Source organism: Rossellomorea pakistanensis (assembly GCF_016908495.1).
Classification (GTDB): Bacteria; Bacillota; Bacilli; order Bacillales; family Bacillaceae_B; genus Rossellomorea; species Rossellomorea pakistanensis.
Genome location: NZ_JAFBDZ010000001.1, coordinates 1424107 through 1440200, shown reverse-complemented (window position 1 = coordinate 1440200; position 16094 = coordinate 1424107). Strand labels below are relative to the sequence as shown.

The window sequence follows — 16094 nt, the reverse complement described above, 5'->3', positions numbered from 1 at the left end:
AATGAATTCATCTATTTCATTATTACTACTTGCTCTTGCTGTGAGCCTGGATAGTTTTAGCACAGGTCTAACTTATGGCCTTCGAAAAATGGGAATGCCATTAAAATCGATTTGTATCATTTCGATCTGTTCAGCTGGATCGTTACTACTTGCAATGCTGTTAGGGCAAGCGATTGAAGCTTTCTTGTCTCCAGCTGTCGCAGATCGTATCGGTGGAATTATTTTAGTTGCATTAGGCGCTTTTGTTTTGTACCAATTTTTTCGACCGGAAAAAGATGGAGTTCCTAATGATGAAAAGGTGTTATTCAATTTTGAAATCAAGTCTATTGGGCTTGTTATAAATATTTTAAAGCGTCCTCTAGCTGCGGACTTTGACCGTTCAGGAACAATTACAGGAATTGAGGCATTCATGCTTGGTGTCGCTTTGTCACTAGATGCATTTGGTGCTGGTATTGGAGCAGCTCTTTTAGGGTACTCTCCCCTACTATTGGCAGTCGCGGTGATGATTATGAGTTTTCTATTTATTTATGGTGGTTTAAAGATTGGAAAAGTTTGTTCCCATTTAAAGTGGATTCAGCGTATGTCCTTTTTGCCGGGAATTCTACTTATTCTAATTGGTGTACTTAGGTTTTAGTTCTATGTGAAGGGGAATTAACAATGGTCAAGGTAATAGGCTTAACAGGTGGTATTGCGAGCGGGAAAAGTACCGTAACCAATATGCTTCAAGAAAAAGGATTTACAGTAATTGATGCAGATGTTGCTGCACGAAAAGTGGTAGAGGTTGGAGAGCAAGCTTATCATCAGATTATTAATGAGTTTGGTGAACAAATTTTGCAATCAGACTTATCTATTGACCGTGCAAAACTAGGTGCCGTCATCTTCCATGATGAATCAAAGCGAAAGCAGTTAAATACCATTGTCCACCCTGCCGTTCGCCGTGAAATGCTTTTACAAAAAGAGAATGCAGAACAGGCTGGAAAGAATACGGTATTTATGGACATCCCATTATTATATGAGAGCAAATTAACTTGGATGGTTGAGAAAGTAATGGTCGTATATGTTGATCAAGATACTCAGTTAAAAAGGTTAATGGAGAGAAATGACTTATCGGAAGAAGAAGCACAAGCACGAATTCGTTCTCAACTCCCCCTTTCAGTAAAAGCTGAGCGAGCAGATATTGTGATTGATAACAATGAAACGATAGAGAAGACAAAAGATCAGGTAGAGGAAATTTTAATGAAATGGGGATTAGATCCTTAATACCGTTGAAAAGGAGCTTAATGATTAGGCTCTTTTTTTGTTTGATTTAATGTAAGTCTATTCCTTAAATTCTGAAAAAATAGACATTAAAAATATACAAATTAATCATTTGAAATCTCGGGAAATATGTTATACTAATTTTAGTTAATTCACTCATAAGTATAACATTTATATAGAGGGGAGCCGGATTAATGAAGGCAAAAGTAGCGATTAATGGTTTTGGACGTATTGGAAGAATGGTTTTTAGAAAAGCGATTACAGAGAAAAATTTAGATATTGTCGCAATTAATGCAAGCTATCCCGCTGAAACCTTAGCGCATCTTATAAAGTATGACACAAATCACGGAACATTTGATGGAGAAGTAAAAGCGAAGGATGACGCGATTATTGTTAATGGAAAAGAAGTGAAGCTACTTAATAATCGTGATCCTAAACAATTACCGTGGAAAATGCTTAATATTGATATAGTGATTGAAGCAACTGGAAAGTTCAATTCTAAAGAAAAAGCAAGTCTGCATCTTGAAGCAGGAGCGAAGAAAGTCATTTTAACTGCACCAGGTAAAAATGAAGATGTAACGATTGTAATGGGCGTAAATGAAAGCGCATTAAATATAGAAGAGCATAGCATTATTTCCAATGCATCATGTACAACAAACTGTTTAGCTCCGGTAGCGAAAGTATTAGATGAACAATTTGGAATAGAAAATGGTTTAATGACAACTGTTCATGCTTACACTAACGATCAAAAGAATATTGATAATCCGCATAAGGATTTAAGACGCGCAAGAGCTTGTGGGCAATCGATTATTCCAACTACAACTGGAGCTGCTAAAGCATTATCATTAGTTCTACCACAGTTAAAAGGAAAGCTTCATGGAATGGCATTACGTGTTCCTACACCAAATGTTTCACTTGTTGATTTAGTTGTAGATTTAAATCGTGATGTAACAGTTGAAGAAATCAATGATGCGTTTAAGACGGCATCAAAAGGTAGCTTAAACGGAGTTCTCCAATATACGACAGAACCACTTGTGTCCATTGATTTTAATACAAATCCACATTCCGCTATTATCGATGGACTTTCTACAATTGTCATGGGTGACCGTAAAGTGAAAGTACTAGCTTGGTATGATAATGAGTGGGGCTATTCTTGCCGAGTTGTTGATCTTGCGAATTTTGTTGCACAAAAATTAAATAGTGAATCCACTGTAAAGGCTGGATAATATTCGATTGATTAAGGGTGATCCAATTGATTTTGGGTCATCTTTTTTGTTGTTTACTTCTTCCTTTATTCGTTGCGTTTGTAATGACTTTAATTTATAGCTTATTTTCGAAAGAAAAAGTACAGCCATCTATCTAAATAGAATACTGTTTTTTAAGAACATAAATTTTAAGGTTGGTCTCCGCTGCAAGGGCGAGACTCCTGCGGGAGCAGCGGAACAGGTGAGACCTAAGCAGGAGCAAGGCGACGAGGGGGGACACCGCCCGCCCCACGGAAAGCGGTCATCTTTCGCTGCAACCAACAAACTCCTTTTCAACAGCCAAATAGAATGCACTTAGAATAAGGGAGATCGAAGCAAGCCTTTGAACTAAATTTCGTATTTTTTTTCAAACTTTTATTGCAAAAAGGAATTAAACAAAGTATACTATTTTTCGTGAACTTCTTGAAAGCATAATGAAAGAATGTTAACTACTTAAAGGGTTAGGACCTCTTCGGACTAACTTTCCCCCGTGGTAGTAACAAATTTGCCAAAGGAAATGTTCATTTTGACGAAAAAATTTATGTCAAAGGGGGAAACGATCAATGGAAACAATGGGTCGTCACGTAATCTCTGAATTATGGGGTTGCGATTTTGCTAAGCTAAATGATGTAGAACAAATTGAACAAACATTTGTGGATGCTGCACTAAAATCAGGTGCAGAGGTTCGAGAGGTAGCCTTTCACAAATTTGCTCCACAAGGAGTTAGCGGTGTTGTAATTATCTCAGAATCGCACTTAACTATTCATAGTTTTCCAGAACATGGATATGCAAGTATTGATGTGTATACATGCGGTGATTTAGATCCTAATATTGCTGCTGATTATATTGCTGAAGCTCTAGGTGCTCAAACACGTGAAACAATTGAGTTACCACGTGGTATGGGTCCTGTTCATGTAAAACAATCAAAAGCAAATGCACTATAAATGATGATGAATTAGACGGGGTTGACTTTAGGAGAGAGTCCGGAACTATTCAATCAATAGGTAGATTGAGCTTTCATTAGTTATCTATATATTGATTAAATAGCTCCAGACACTTAACTCTAGAGTCAACCTTTTTTATATGCCTGTTTTTGAAAACGTGTAGATTGGCTATCTTTTTGGCCATAAATCAGATAAGAATCCGGAATCGGCCATTGGATAGACATTAAGTCAATATTGTTTACGAATTCTATTTAAGATAAAGTTTTTTAAATATATTTTATATTGTATAATAGGAAGGGGAGGGGACTAATAAATGGGAGTTGTACAGTCTTTACTAAGAAGATTTAATACAGAATGTGAAACAGGTGACCAACCTGTGGATGAAGAATTAAAGACTCATTATTATAAATCAGCATTTGATAAGGTTTACAAATCAGTTCTAGACCTTTTTGTAAATGAGCCATTTAAGGTGATATCCGATTCGAAAGAACGTGGAGAACTAACCATTCAAAAAATTGATAGACCCCCTTTATTTATCGTGGTGACGGTTATTACGGTCCGCCCTTTCGAGACAGCTGTTGATTTTAAAATCAGTACTGATGGAAAAAAACTTTCAGGTACATATCCGCTATTAAAGCATGAAGCGTTGTCCTACTATGAAAAATTGGACAAGCAACTGATAAGAAAATAGATTTGCCTTGTACTATTAAGCCCATTTATATATGATGAAGATAATGATAATGTATAAACGGAGTGGATACGATGAAATGCCCAACGTGTAAACATAATGGGACACGAGTGGTTGACTCACGTCCAGTTGATGAGGGACGCTCGATTCGTAGAAGAAGAGAGTGTGAAGAATGTAACTACCGTTTTACAACTTTTGAAAAGGTAGAAGAATTACCGTTAATTGTTGTAAAAAAAGAAGGAACTCGAGAAGAATTCAGCCGCGAGAAGATTTTGAGAGGTCTAATCAGAGCTTGCGAAAAGCGACCAGTTCCACTTGAGCAGTTAGAATTTATCACCAATGATATTGAGCAAGAACTCCGAAACCAGGGTAACTTAGAAGTCTACTCTGATGCAGTTGGGGAAATGGTGATGGACAGGCTCGCAAAGGTAGATGAAGTGGCTTACGTTCGATTTGCATCTGTTTACCGTCAATTTAAAGATATAAATGTATTTATTGATGAATTAAAAGATTTAATAAAAAAAGAGTAATAAAGTAAACAAGAGGCTGTCCAAAAACAAAGATATCAGGAATCACAACAATAATATATAGAAGAAACATTAAAAAACTTCTGTATATTGACAATAATGTGGTTCCGGACTCTTTTGGAGACAGCCCTTTTCTTTTTCTCTTTATCTTCAAAATGAAAGGTAAGAGTGAAGTGAAAAAGCATTGGAATGAAGTTCAGCCTGTCGATCGTTACATTGTAGGGACAAATGGCTTATTAGAAGAATATGAACGAAAGACAATTACATTTTTATATCAACCACTCATTGGAGCAGCCTGCTTCAGTTTATATATGACTTTATGGTCAGAAGTAGAAAAAAATCGATTATGGTCAGAAGAATCTACACACTATCAAATGATGAACTTTCTTTCGTTAAATTTACAGGAAGTATATGATGCGAGGCTAAAATTAGAAGGAATCGGACTTCTAAAATCATTTGTAAAAGAAAATGAGACAGGTGAGCGAGTGTTTATTTATGAACTACAGCCTCCATTAACACCAAAACAATTTTTCAATGATGGGATGTTAAATGTCTACCTGTATAGAAAAATTGGGAAAACTCATTTTCAAAAATTAAAAAAATTCTTTTCCGATGAAAAAATGGATTTGACCCAATATAAAGAATCAACTAGATCCTTCCAAGACGTCTACTCAACAACAGAAATAGATTTTATGAATAAAGATGTCGAAGAGGCAAGCTCTATAAAAGAAAACGAGCAATACATCGGTAAGGCAACATCAAAAGGGGTACCATTAGATCAAATAGATTTTAATTTTGATCTATTACTTTCAGGTTTATCTCAATCTATGGTTCCGAGAAGGTCGTTTACTCCCCTTGTTAAAGAAACGATTTTAAAACTAAGTAATCTCTATGGGATTGACGCTATTACAATGAAAAATGTAGTCCTAAATGCATTAGATGAAGAAGACCGTATTGATATTGAAGCACTGAGAAAAACAGCAAGAGATTGGTATCAAATGAGTCATGGTGACAAGTTACCTCAACTTACTTCTAAAATCCAGTCTAATGAATATCGAAAAGTTCAGGCTAAGCCATCAACAAAAGAAGAGGAGCTCATTCATTATTTAGAATCAACCTCACCTAAAGACTTGTTGAAAGATATTTCTGGTGGGATTGAACCCTCTAAGAGTGATTTGCAGGCGATAGAAGGGGTTATGTTCACCCAAAAACTGTCTGCTGGTGTTGTAAATGTATTAATCCAATATGTTCTGTTGAAAACCGATATGAAGCTTTCAAAAGGTTATATAGACAAAATCGCATCACACTGGGCAAGGAAAAAAGTCAAAACTGTACAAGAAGCTATGGAACTTGCTAAAAATGAACATCGTCAGTATTTATCTTGGGCAGAAGGTAAAAATGAAAAGAAAAGTCCGAATCGAAAACCGCTTAGAACAGAGAAACTACCTGATTGGTTCAATGATTCTAATGGAAATGAAAAGACGAATGAAGTAGACCAAGAAAATTTCGAGGAAGAAAAGAGAAAACTAGAGGAAGAGTTAAAAAACTTCCGAAAGTAGGTGGTTAGGATGGAAAAAATTAACGATACATTAAAAAAGCTGGCGGGTTCTGATGATTTTAAAAAAAGATATGAATCATTGAAAAATGAAATTTTAAACCACCCAGATGTTCGTCATTTTATCGAAATGAATAGAAATCAAATAACTAGGTCAATGATTGAAGGAAGTCTCATGAAGCTTTACGAATATATTTCTCAAAGTAAAGAATGTAGACAATGCCAAAGTCTTGATCATTGTAAAAATATGATGAAAGGCTTTGAGCCAAATCTAGTATTAAGAGGGAATACGATTGATATTGATTACCATCGCTGTCCGAATAAAGTAATGTATGATGAGAGGAAAAAAACCGAAACGTTAATTCAAAGTATTTATGTTCCGAAAGATATTTTGGAAGCGTCCTTTTCTTCATTAGGATTAGATTCACCAAGTCGATTGAAGGCTGTAAGGTTGGCAAAAGAGTTTGTGGAAAATTACTCAACTGAAAACGTACAAAAAGGTCTATACCTGTACGGGAAGTTTGGCGTTGGGAAGTCGTATCTATTAGGAGCGATAGCGAATGAATTGGCTGAGAACAAAGTCTCCTCTCTTATCGTCTACGTCCCTGAGTTTTTCAGGGAGGTAAAGCAATCGCTTCAAGACCATTCTCTTAACAGCAAATTAGAAGCTGTTAAGAAAGCCCCTATCTTAATGTTGGACGATATTGGAGCAGAATCGATGACCAGCTGGGGACGAGACGAGATCCTAGGTACGATTCTTCAATTCCGTATGCTTGAGAATTTGCCGACATTCTTTACTTCTAACTTTGATTACAACGGTCTAACACACCATTTAACCTACTCTCAAAGAGGGGAAGAAGAAAAGCTAAAGGCGGCAAGGATCATGGAAAGAATCAAATATTTAACGCAGCCGGTTCTTATTGAGGGAATGAATAGGAGACAGTAGTAGTATCTGTACTGATTAAATATTTATAGTAATAATGAAGCTTCTAATGATGATAAAAGGACAAAGTAACCTCAGGTGAATTCTGAGTGTACTTTGTCTTTTTTTATGGCTGTTTTCTTGTTTTTTAAGAACATAAATTTTTGTAATAAGGTGGAGTATCTGGAGCGGAAATCACCCGCTACTCTTTTTGAAGAGTAGCAACAAAGTTAGGAAAACAGCCTTTTTTTATAAACAAAGCTCCTAATTCAGAAAGTTTGCAGAAAGTTCGTTTTATAAAAGTTTTCTACCATTTTTAATTTAACGTTTTATTATTTAACTTTGAGACTTCTATTTTGTCCACTCACCCCATATATATAAATCAGGGATTTGGCTTTAAGGGGGGAGCAGATTTGTTTGAAATCATTTTCAAACATTACGGAGATGCAGCGAATCTAAAGAAGTACTTAGAGGTAGAATCATGTCAATCATGGCTCCACGAAACACTATTTCAACAACAAAAACATTATGTTGTTTCTATAAATCAGCTTGAGGAGAATGGTCAAAGTGTGGTCAAGCAGTTAGCCATGTTCATTTTGAATAGTAAACGATTAGATTGGGCTTCTACGATATTATCGGAGTTTTATTTATATAATGATCCGCATGAACAAGAGCAAATCCTACAGATTATGATCGAAATGTTTAATGGAGAAAGACCAGAACTTGTACAACTTTTGAAAGAATGGGATGAAGAACAGTTTTTATTGGAGAATCTTGAGGGAATTACGGAGAGTGATGGGCCTGTTTCCTTTGATTCATTTGTTAAATTTCGATTAAAAAAATTGGAAGAACGTACAATGGAATATGTAGATATTGCCATTGATGAATATAAAATGGAGCAAGATTATCAAATGTTCATTCATATGCTAAGAGAATATTTGTCTAGTCGTGAAAAAAAGATGGATATCATTCACCTTTACTTTTCAAGCTATGGATTTACGTTTTATGATCAATTTTTTGAAGAGTTAACGAGAGAAAAGCTTCTTTCGTTAATTGATAAGCGGTTGTTAACGAATCATCCTTTGTATGTTGACTCTTATACGATTGCTCCATTATTATCATTGGCACCTGAAAAAATTTTAGTTTACTGTGATCAGCCAGAATCCAATCTTATTCGCACGATTCAAAATATATTTGAAGAGCGAGTACAGATTTTTCCTTCTTGTTCTTTCCCGATTAGGGGAATAAGTGAAGCTGTGAATGAGTAAGTTCTTTGTACCCGATCGAAAAGGTTGGTATATAGACCATTTTCTATAAGGAGCCAGCCTTGACCACACACACTTTTAATATCCAGCAAACAGGGAATGTAGGCAACAAGGTTTGTGAAAAATGGTCATTTTTATGTAAGCTCTTGATTTTCATCCTATAACCACTTATAATTACCTACATATTAATCACATACATTACAAAGGTTATGATGAGGATAAAAGTATTCTATTTACGGTTAACAGAGAGGGAAGGTTTGCTGGAAACTTCCTAACACGAGTTAAATACTTACCACCTTTAAACTTCAATCATGAACGCTAGAGAGCTTGATCTCTTTATTCAGTAGTGATTGACGGCGAGAACCGTCGTTATAGAACGATCAATGAAGTCATAATGTTCATTTTCGAATATTGTGAGAAGTTGGGTGGAACCACGAGATCTAACCTCGTCCCTTCAATATGAAGGGGCGGGGTTTTTTGTATTTTTTAAAATTATGAAGGAGTGAAAAGAAATGTCAGATGGTATTAAATTGACGTTCCCTGATGGGAATGTGAAGGAGTTTCCTAAAGGAACTACGACTGAAGAGATCGCTGCTTCTATTAGTCCAGGACTAAAGAAAAAAGCGCTTGCTGGTAAAATAAATGGTCAACCGCTTGATCTCCGAACCGGAATTCAAAACGATGGGTCAATCGAAATCATAACACAAGGGCAAGACGAGGCATTAGAAATTTTACGTCACAGTACTGCCCACCTTATGGCACAGGCGATTAAACGTCTATACCCAGGTGTTAAACTGGGAATTGGTCCTGTGATTGAGGGCGGCTTCTATTATGATATTGATTTAGATCAATCGATTACACCTGAAGATCTTCCGATGATTGAAAAGGAAATGAAAAAGATAATCGGTGAAAACCTTGATATTGTTCGGGAAGATGTTAGTCGTAGTGAAGCGGAAGGCATCTTTAAAGAAATTGATGATGAATATAAACTTGAGCTTCTTGAGGCAATTCCTGAAGGTGAGCAGGTTTCGATTTACCGTCAAGGAGAATTCTTTGACCTTTGCCGGGGAGTTCATGTTCCTTCAACAAATAAAATTAAAGAGTTCAAACTTTTAAGTATTGCAGGAGCTTATTGGCGTGGAAACAGTGACAATAAGATGCTTCAGCGCATATATGGTACTGCTTTCTTCAAGAAAGATGAATTAAACGAGCATCTTCGTTTATTAGAAGAGGCGAAAGAGCGTGACCACCGTAAAATTGGAAAAGAATTAGATTTATTTATGAATTCTCAAAAGGTTGGACAAGGACTTCCAATGTGGCTTCCGAAAGGGGCGACGGTTCGCCGTATTATCGAACGTTATATTGTTGATAAAGAGGAGCGCCTTGGTTATGACCATGTTTATACACCTGTTATGGGTAGTGTTGATTTGTATAAAACAAGTGGTCACTGGGATCATTACCAAGAAGGAATGTTCCCTGTAATGGAAATGGATAATGAATCCCTTGTATTACGTCCAATGAACTGTCCGCATCATATGATGATTTATAAAAATAGTATTCACAGCTATCGTGAACTACCGATTCGGATTGCTGAGCTTGGGCTAATGCACCGTTATGAAATGTCTGGTGCATTATCCGGTCTTCAACGAGTTCGTGGAATGACGTTAAATGATGCACATATTTTTGTTCGTCCAGATCAGATTAAAGAAGAATTTAAACGAGTTGTTCGTCTTGTACAAGAGGTGTATAAAGATTTCGATCTTAAGGATTACTCGTTCCGATTATCTTACCGTGACCCAGAAGATAAAGAAAAATACTATGATGATGATGAAATGTGGAATAAAGCACAAGCCATGTTAAAAGAAGCGATGGACGAGCTTGACGTACCTTATTTTGAAGCAGATGGAGAAGCAGCTTTCTACGGACCGAAGCTTGATGTTCAAGTAAAAACGGCTATAGGAAAAGAAGAGACTCTTTCGACTGTTCAATTAGACTTCTTATTACCTGAACGTTTCGATTTATCTTATGTTGGTGAAGATGGAAAACCACATCGTCCTGTGGTTATACACCGTGGAGTCGTTTCTACGATGGAGCGTTTTGTAGCCTTCCTTATTGAAGAATATAAAGGAGCTTTCCCGACTTGGCTGGCACCTGTTCAAGTTCAAGTTATCCCAGTATCACCTGAAGTACATTTTGATTATGCGAAAAAAGTTCAAGAGAAGTTACAAGCTGCAGGACTTCGTGTAGAGCTTGATGAACGTGATGAAAAAATTGGTTATAAGATAAGAGAAGCCCAAATGAGTAAAATCCCTTATATGCTAGTTGTTGGTGATAATGAGATTAAAGATGAGGCTGTAAACGTCCGTAAATATGGGGAACAAAAGTCAGAGACAGTTCCTCTAGCACAGTTTATTGAGGGGATTCTTCCAGAAATCAAACGTTAATTTATGAAAAAGGGGCTGTCTAACAAGGGAATAAGAACCACACTATTCGCCCATAGATAGAAGATGATCCGGAGACTTTCTTCTCTCTATCGCAGTTATGGGACTGATCCCTTGATTTAAGACAGTCCTTTGTTTTTATTTGTAATTTTATAATGGCTTACTTTTGAATCGTTCCCCTGCATATTAGCATGTGCATAAATTTGAAATCTCGTGCCCTTCCTAGTCAATTTCGTGCACAAAATTAGATTCTCGTGCTTTTCCTCTAAACTTTTGTGCATAAAATCAAAAAGTTGTGCATTACTACATTCAAGATAAGGAAAATGATGATTCTCCTTGTGCATGAAGGGGCTGGAATAAATAATCATATGAAATCCAAAGGAAAAGTGATATATTTCATCAAAAGTAGTCTGAAGAACGACATATTGTGTGGCATAGTAGAAGAGGAGGCTGTCCGAAAAGGGCAAAATCTATGATAGTTTAAAAATAGAAACGTTGATTTATCAATATTTTTATAATTAAAAATGTCCCGTCTCTCTTATCAGACAGCATGAAAATGAAAGAGCAGCAGCTCAAACCAAAGCAGGAAAGTTAAAACGAGATATAATCCCATCCAATAAATTATGAAACACACACCACTCAAAGAAATCTCCCTCCGATCACGCTCTTCAGCACTCGCCTTTCAAAATCATAGGGGTCCGTCACACCCAATTTTTGAAACCAATATGACCTCTTCCATAAAAGATACCCTCCACGATAGAAGGGACTGACCCCACGCTCTTGAGACGAGTAGAAGCTCAAACCAAAGCAAGATAGATAGGACTTAGAAACACATCCCATCCAAAAACCCATGCCCCCTCCCTTTTTAAAAACCTTCCCTCTAATCACGCCCTTTATCACTCTCCCTTCAAAAGCATAGGGGTCTGTTACTCCCAAAAAAACTAATAAAAACGAAAATGTATTACCTCCCCATCTAAGAGTCACTCATTAACGGGATGAGCGGACACCATGAACTTAAAGTAAAAGCACTTGCTAAGCCAAAGCAGTAAAACCACACTAAAAAAAGGTTGCACAATCATTCGCATTCTGCTAATATGAAATATGTTGTGATTTTAAAGCGATCATTTGACAGCATTAAATTGCTTATGATATATTTACTAAGGTGAATTGAATACAGTTTGTGGCAAAGAAGAAGCAACCCGCTTCTCACCTGATTGACGCATGGCGCAGTTGGCAGGTATCAACGAATGAATTTAAGACGTTTATCGTTTTTAATTTAATGCGGGTGTTTCGACACGCGTATTTTTTTATGCCCTAATGACCTGCAATAAGCTCTTTCCCAAACAAAGTATTCTTTAATAAACCTTGGAGGTGGCTAATTATTAGCAAGGATATGATCGTAAACGAAGGCATTCGAGCTCGTGAAGTTCGTCTTATTGACCAAAATGGCGAGCAGCTTGGTATCAAATCAAAGAACGAAGCTTTAGAAATTGCTATCCGTGTGAATCTTGATCTTGTATTGGTTGCACCAAATGCGAAACCGCCGGTAGCCCGTATTATGGACTTCGGTAAGTACAAATTTGAGCAACAAAAGAAAGAAAAAGAAGCACGCAAGAATCAAAAAATCATTAATTTGAAAGAGGTTCGTCTGAGCCCCACGATCGAAGAGCATGATTTTAACACGAAACTTCGTAATGCTATTAAGTTCCTTGAAAAAGGGGACAAAGTAAAGGCGTCCATTCGCTTTAAAGGCCGTGCAATCACACATAAAGAGATTGGTCAACGTGTGTTGGATCGTTTTGCAGAAGCTTGCAAAGAAGTATCTACGGTTGAATCAAAGCCGAAAATGGATGGTCGAAGCATGTTTTTAGTACTAGCACCAACTAATGAAAAGTAATTGACCCTGAGGAGGAATTGCAAATGCCAAAAATGAAAACTCACCGCGGCTCAGCTAAGCGTTTTAAAAAGACGGGTTCCGGTAAATTAAAACGTTCTCACGCTTATACAAGCCACTTATTTGCAAACAAATCTACTAAAGCAAAACGTAAATTACGTAAAGCGGCTGTTGTTTCTAAGGGAGACTTCAAACGCATTCGTCATATGCTTGACAACATTAAATAATACTGAAAGTTATTAGGAGGGAAATTCTATGCCACGCGTAAAAGGCGGAACAGTTACTCGCAGACGTCGTAAAAAGGTTATTAAATTAGCAAAAGGTTATTTCGGTTCAAAACATACATTATACAAAGTTGCCAACCAACAAGTAATGAAATCCTATATGTATGCTTACCGTGATCGTCGCCAAAAGAAGCGCGATTTCCGTAAGCTTTGGATTACTCGTATCAATGCAGCAGCTCGTATGAACGGTCTTTCTTATAGCCGTTTAATGCACGGATTAAAGCTTGCTGGTATCGAGGTAAACCGTAAAATGCTAGCTGATCTTGCTATTAGCGATGAAAAAGCATTTACACAATTAGCTGACACAGCTAAATCAAAATTAGACAACTAATTTTGATTCACTAAGCCATTCTCTTTACAAAAGAGGATGGCTTTTCTTATATTTAAGTAAGCTTGTTTTCAAAAAGGTTGTTGTTTTTATAGCATTGATTTTTTGTGAAAAGGTTGGTTGGAGCGGAAAGTGAGATCCTTCCGCTCCAACCAACTAACTCTTTTCAAATAACAACAATGTTTACGAAAACAGCCTTAAGTAAAGTTGTATATACCATGTTATATTTGTGAGGTTTTTATATGGATATTTTATTAATCATTTTTATCCTCTACCTTCTGTTCATTAATATTATGGGCTATATCACAATGGGGCTGGATAAGAATAAATCAAAAAAACAAAATGCTCGTAGAATTCCAGAAAAAACAATTTGGAGAATTTCATTATTGGGAGGAGCACTTGGGACAATGCTCGGCATGAATCGCTTTCGTCACAAAACAAAACATCGTCAGTTTTCAATAGGTCTACCGCTTTTAGCAATTTTTGAGGGAATTGCCATTTTTATTTTATACGGAAAAATAAGTGGCTGGTTATAGGCCAATAGTTGAAGGGTTTCAATAAAAGCAGTAATCATCATCAATCCCACCTACTCATACATTGGATGTCATAACCTTGGGTATTTTTGTATATGCTTTAATAGGCTGCTTACAGCTAGTAAGGGGTGAAGAATATTGGACGAAAGACTTCTTGTTGCCTTTGCATTTATTGAGTCCAGTGGATTTTTAGCTCCGATTGTTTTTATTTTGTTTCATATTCTCCGCCAGTTTTTATTTATCCCTGTCGTCCTTGTATGTATGGCTGGGGGCATTTTATTTGGTAGTGTGTTGGGGAGTCTTTACTCTTTGATTGGATTAACATTATTATCAATTGGATTTTATTGTGTGATACACAAAATGCCAAAAACGAAAGAGAAGCTGCTTACAACCAAGTCGAAGTGGTTTGGTCGTCATGCGAAGCTAACAGTAGGGCAGATTGCGGTTCTCCGTCTAATCCCTTTTGTTCACTATCAACTATTAAATGTATGCTTAATGGAAAGAAAACCTGGACTGAAAGATTATGCGGTTCATTCCTTTTGGGCAAATCTCCCACTTGCTTTTTTTTATACCGTGTTCGGAGAATTTATTTCACAGTTTTCAATTAGTATGATGATCCTTATCTTGTTTGCCTTGTCGATTTTGTTTTATGTGCTTAGGGAGAAAGTGATTGTGATGAAATGGAAAGAATTCTTTCAGCCGGCAAAATCATAATAGTGGAAGAGTGAAGGGGGTGAACGAATTAGGTCATCTCTTTTTCTTTTTCGGATAAAACTTTTTAAAATGTTTAGTGCTCTCCGGGAATAAGATAAACCACCTGGGAAGGGGGGGCACTCTTCCTTGGTGGCTCGATTTATGATTAGCAAGTGATCCCAAGGATGTGGCGAACTTGCCTTTCATCCTTAGTAGATTTCACTTATTCTACTATTTGTTTATATTTAAAAATTCTTTAATAGGACTCTTCCAATCAACTATAGAGTTAGGGTATCTTTCTTGGATTTCTTGCTCAATATAGTGGAAATCCTCTTTAGACATTCCCTTTAGAGACGAGATATTTTTAGTCCAAACAAAAATGGATACAACTTCAAAAGATTGTTCAGTAGTTCCTAAGTATTTTTCTCCTTCAAATAAAACGCCTTTATAAGTTAAAAGGAAATTTTTTCTGACATTTTCCTGATCATCGTAGAAATAAAACTTTTTTTGTTCAATAGCCAGATCCAGTTTTCGCTTTGGGTCAATAAGAAATTTAATAGCACGGTAAATAAAATAGATAATGATGAAAAAGATTAAAATACGTATGAGCCAAAGCATAATATTCCCTCCACAATAGTAGGCAGTCTTCTTTTGTATGTATACGGATGACATCTTGAAAAGGTTTCATTTATTTTTTATTTTTTTGAAAAGGCATTTTTCGTTGTTATTTTACCCGCAGCATGAATATACTTCGCTCACCATAGGGTGACCCGTGAGCCTCCTCGCACCCTGCGGGGGCTCACTTGGCCACTGTTCCCGCAGAATTCTACGTTTATTCAGGCTGCTCAGTGCTTCTAAGATGTATTTCCGACTATTTCAGGTAGCAACAATTTTACACTGAATTCTAGTATCCTGTATCCTTAACCATACTGTATGTTAAAATATTCATTGATTTCTCCCCATTTTTGTCCGTTATCAGGTCAAAAAAATTTGAGGATAAGGAGATTTAGCGTGGATATAAATAAACTGCTAGAGATGCAAGCTGAACTAGATCGCTACATTGAAGAAGAGAATGGATTGAAGGATCAGGGTTTAATTCCTAAAAAAGTACTGGCTCTTTTAGTTGAAATTGGAGAGCTTGCGAATGAAACAAGAGCATTTAAATTTTGGAGCAAAAAGCCTGCCTCAGAAAAGCAGGTTATTTTAGAGGAATTTGTGGATGGATTGCATTTTATTCTATCATTAGGACTTGAGATTGGAATTAAACAAATAAACTTGAAAGAAACAAATTTTACAGTAGAAGATGTAACGGAACAATTTTTAATCATTTATAGATCCATCCATGACTTTCAAATGAGTTATTCAGTTTCGGAATATCAATCACTTCTAAACCAGTATTTTTATTTGGGAGAACTCTTAGGATTCTCACACAGTGATGTGGTGAATGCTTATTTTAATAAAAATGAAGTGAATTATCAGAGACAGCAAGAGGGATACTAGATTAAGTCACTATTTTGGA

At 36.5% G+C, this 16094-nt stretch carries 17 protein-coding genes and 2 other annotated features; of the genes, 16 read left to right on the top strand and 1 reads right to left on the bottom strand.

The genetic code is table 11. From position 1 onward, the window contains the following. The first annotated feature begins 1 nt into the window (after window position 1). The 15 genes from ytaF (at window position 2) to JOC86_RS06985 (ending at window position 14596) form a co-directional block, all read left to right on the top strand. Window positions 2-634, top strand: coding sequence for a sporulation membrane protein YtaF (gene ytaF / locus JOC86_RS07055; protein WP_205169473.1), 633 nt, complete (start codon window positions 2-4; stop codon window positions 632-634). 23 nt (window positions 635-657) lie between these two features. Further along, window positions 658-1260: a dephospho-CoA kinase gene (gene coaE / locus JOC86_RS07050; protein WP_205169471.1), complete on the top strand. Its 603-nt coding sequence runs from the start codon at window positions 658-660 to the stop codon at window positions 1258-1260. Between the two features lie 191 nt (window positions 1261-1451). Then, window positions 1452-2483, top strand: a complete 1032-nt coding sequence (locus tag JOC86_RS07045) for a glyceraldehyde-3-phosphate dehydrogenase (RefSeq protein WP_205169470.1) — start codon at window positions 1452-1454, stop codon at window positions 2481-2483. 581 nt (window positions 2484-3064) lie between these two features. Then, a complete protein-coding gene (gene speD / locus JOC86_RS07040) occupies window positions 3065-3445 on the top strand; it encodes an adenosylmethionine decarboxylase (protein ID WP_205169468.1) in 381 nt (126 codons plus the stop codon). 313 nt (window positions 3446-3758) lie between these two features. Then, window positions 3759-4136, top strand: a complete 378-nt coding sequence (locus JOC86_RS07035) for a hypothetical protein (RefSeq protein WP_205169466.1) — start codon at window positions 3759-3761, stop codon at window positions 4134-4136. Between the two features lie 71 nt (window positions 4137-4207). Further along, window positions 4208-4663 carry a transcriptional regulator NrdR gene (gene nrdR / locus JOC86_RS07030; RefSeq protein WP_205169464.1) on the top strand — a complete coding sequence of 152 codons (456 nt, stop codon included), beginning with the start codon at window positions 4208-4210 and terminating at the stop codon, window positions 4661-4663. Between the two features lie 152 nt (window positions 4664-4815). Further along, a complete protein-coding gene (locus JOC86_RS07025; protein ID WP_239587410.1) occupies window positions 4816-6219 on the top strand; it encodes a replication initiation and membrane attachment family protein in 1404 nt (467 codons plus the stop codon). A 9-nt stretch (window positions 6220-6228) separates the two neighbouring features. Then, window positions 6229-7161 (top strand): primosomal protein DnaI, encoded by a 933-nt coding sequence (gene dnaI, locus JOC86_RS07020; RefSeq protein ID WP_205169462.1) that lies wholly within the window; start codon window positions 6229-6231, stop codon window positions 7159-7161. Window positions 7162-7550: 389 nt separating this feature from the next. After that, a complete protein-coding gene (locus tag JOC86_RS07015) occupies window positions 7551-8405 on the top strand; it encodes a putative sporulation protein YtxC (protein ID WP_205169460.1) in 855 nt (284 codons plus the stop codon). Between the two features lie 197 nt (window positions 8406-8602). Beyond that, window positions 8603-8859: a binding site (T-box leader), on the top strand. 55 nt (window positions 8860-8914) lie between these two features. Beyond that, entirely contained in the window at window positions 8915-10846 is a 1932-nt protein-coding gene (thrS, locus tag JOC86_RS07010) for a threonine--tRNA ligase (protein WP_205169458.1), read from the top strand. Window positions 10847-12023: 1177 nt separating this feature from the next. Beyond that, window positions 12024-12158: a sequence feature (ribosomal protein L20 leader region), on the top strand. A 63-nt stretch (window positions 12159-12221) separates the two neighbouring features. Then, window positions 12222-12740, top strand: a complete 519-nt coding sequence (gene infC, locus JOC86_RS07005) for a translation initiation factor IF-3 (RefSeq protein ID WP_205170189.1) — start codon at window positions 12222-12224, stop codon at window positions 12738-12740. Window positions 12741-12763: 23 nt separating this feature from the next. After that, window positions 12764-12964 (top strand): 50S ribosomal protein L35, encoded by a 201-nt coding sequence (rpmI, locus tag JOC86_RS07000; protein ID WP_071411100.1) that lies wholly within the window; start codon window positions 12764-12766, stop codon window positions 12962-12964. A 28-nt stretch (window positions 12965-12992) separates the two neighbouring features. Then, window positions 12993-13352 (top strand): 50S ribosomal protein L20, encoded by a 360-nt coding sequence (rplT, locus tag JOC86_RS06995; RefSeq protein ID WP_205169456.1) that lies wholly within the window; start codon window positions 12993-12995, stop codon window positions 13350-13352. 239 nt (window positions 13353-13591) lie between these two features. Then, on the top strand, window positions 13592-13885 hold the full coding sequence (locus JOC86_RS06990; RefSeq protein WP_205169454.1) for a DUF1294 domain-containing protein: 294 nt from the start codon (window positions 13592-13594) through the stop codon (window positions 13883-13885). Between the two features lie 135 nt (window positions 13886-14020). Beyond that, complete coding sequence (locus tag JOC86_RS06985) at window positions 14021-14596, top strand: TVP38/TMEM64 family protein (protein WP_205169452.1); 576 nt, start codon at window positions 14021-14023, stop codon at window positions 14594-14596. Between the two features lie 210 nt (window positions 14597-14806). On the opposite strand, the gene JOC86_RS06980 is transcribed toward JOC86_RS06985, so the two are convergent. Continuing rightward, window positions 14807-15193 (bottom strand): sigma-w pathway protein ysdB, encoded by a 387-nt coding sequence (locus tag JOC86_RS06980; protein ID WP_205169450.1) that lies wholly within the window; start codon window positions 15191-15193, stop codon window positions 14807-14809. Window positions 15194-15586: 393 nt separating this feature from the next. On the opposite strand from JOC86_RS06980, the gene JOC86_RS06975 reads away from it, so the two are divergent. Next, on the top strand, window positions 15587-16075 hold the full coding sequence (locus tag JOC86_RS06975) for a dUTP diphosphatase (RefSeq protein ID WP_205169448.1): 489 nt from the start codon (window positions 15587-15589) through the stop codon (window positions 16073-16075). Window positions 16076-16094: the final 19 nt, after the last annotated feature.

Excerpts from the sequence above, each read along its gene's own strand:
- ytaF (WP_205169473.1), top strand. The coding sequence starts at position 2 with ATGAATTCATCTATTTCATTATTACTACTTGCTCTTGCTGTGAGCCTG.
- coaE (WP_205169471.1), top strand. The coding sequence starts at position 658 with ATGGTCAAGGTAATAGGCTTAACAGGTGGTATTGCGAGCGGGAAAAGT.
- JOC86_RS07045 (WP_205169470.1), top strand. The coding sequence starts at position 1,452 with ATGAAGGCAAAAGTAGCGATTAATGGTTTTGGACGTATTGGAAGAATG.
- speD (WP_205169468.1), top strand. The coding sequence starts at position 3,065 with ATGGAAACAATGGGTCGTCACGTAATCTCTGAATTATGGGGTTGCGAT.
- JOC86_RS07035 (WP_205169466.1), top strand. The coding sequence starts at position 3,759 with ATGGGAGTTGTACAGTCTTTACTAAGAAGATTTAATACAGAATGTGAA.
- nrdR (WP_205169464.1), top strand. The coding sequence starts at position 4,208 with ATGAAATGCCCAACGTGTAAACATAATGGGACACGAGTGGTTGACTCA.
- JOC86_RS07025 (WP_239587410.1), top strand. The coding sequence starts at position 4,816 with ATGAAAGGTAAGAGTGAAGTGAAAAAGCATTGGAATGAAGTTCAGCCT.
- dnaI (WP_205169462.1), top strand. The coding sequence starts at position 6,229 with ATGGAAAAAATTAACGATACATTAAAAAAGCTGGCGGGTTCTGATGAT.
- thrS (WP_205169458.1), top strand. The coding sequence starts at position 8,915 with ATGTCAGATGGTATTAAATTGACGTTCCCTGATGGGAATGTGAAGGAG.
- rpmI (WP_071411100.1), top strand. The coding sequence starts at position 12,764 with ATGCCAAAAATGAAAACTCACCGCGGCTCAGCTAAGCGTTTTAAAAAG.
- rplT (WP_205169456.1), top strand. The coding sequence starts at position 12,993 with ATGCCACGCGTAAAAGGCGGAACAGTTACTCGCAGACGTCGTAAAAAG.
- JOC86_RS06990 (WP_205169454.1), top strand. The coding sequence starts at position 13,592 with ATGGATATTTTATTAATCATTTTTATCCTCTACCTTCTGTTCATTAAT.
- JOC86_RS06980 (WP_205169450.1), bottom strand. The coding sequence starts at position 15,193 with ATGCTTTGGCTCATACGTATTTTAATCTTTTTCATCATTATCTATTTT.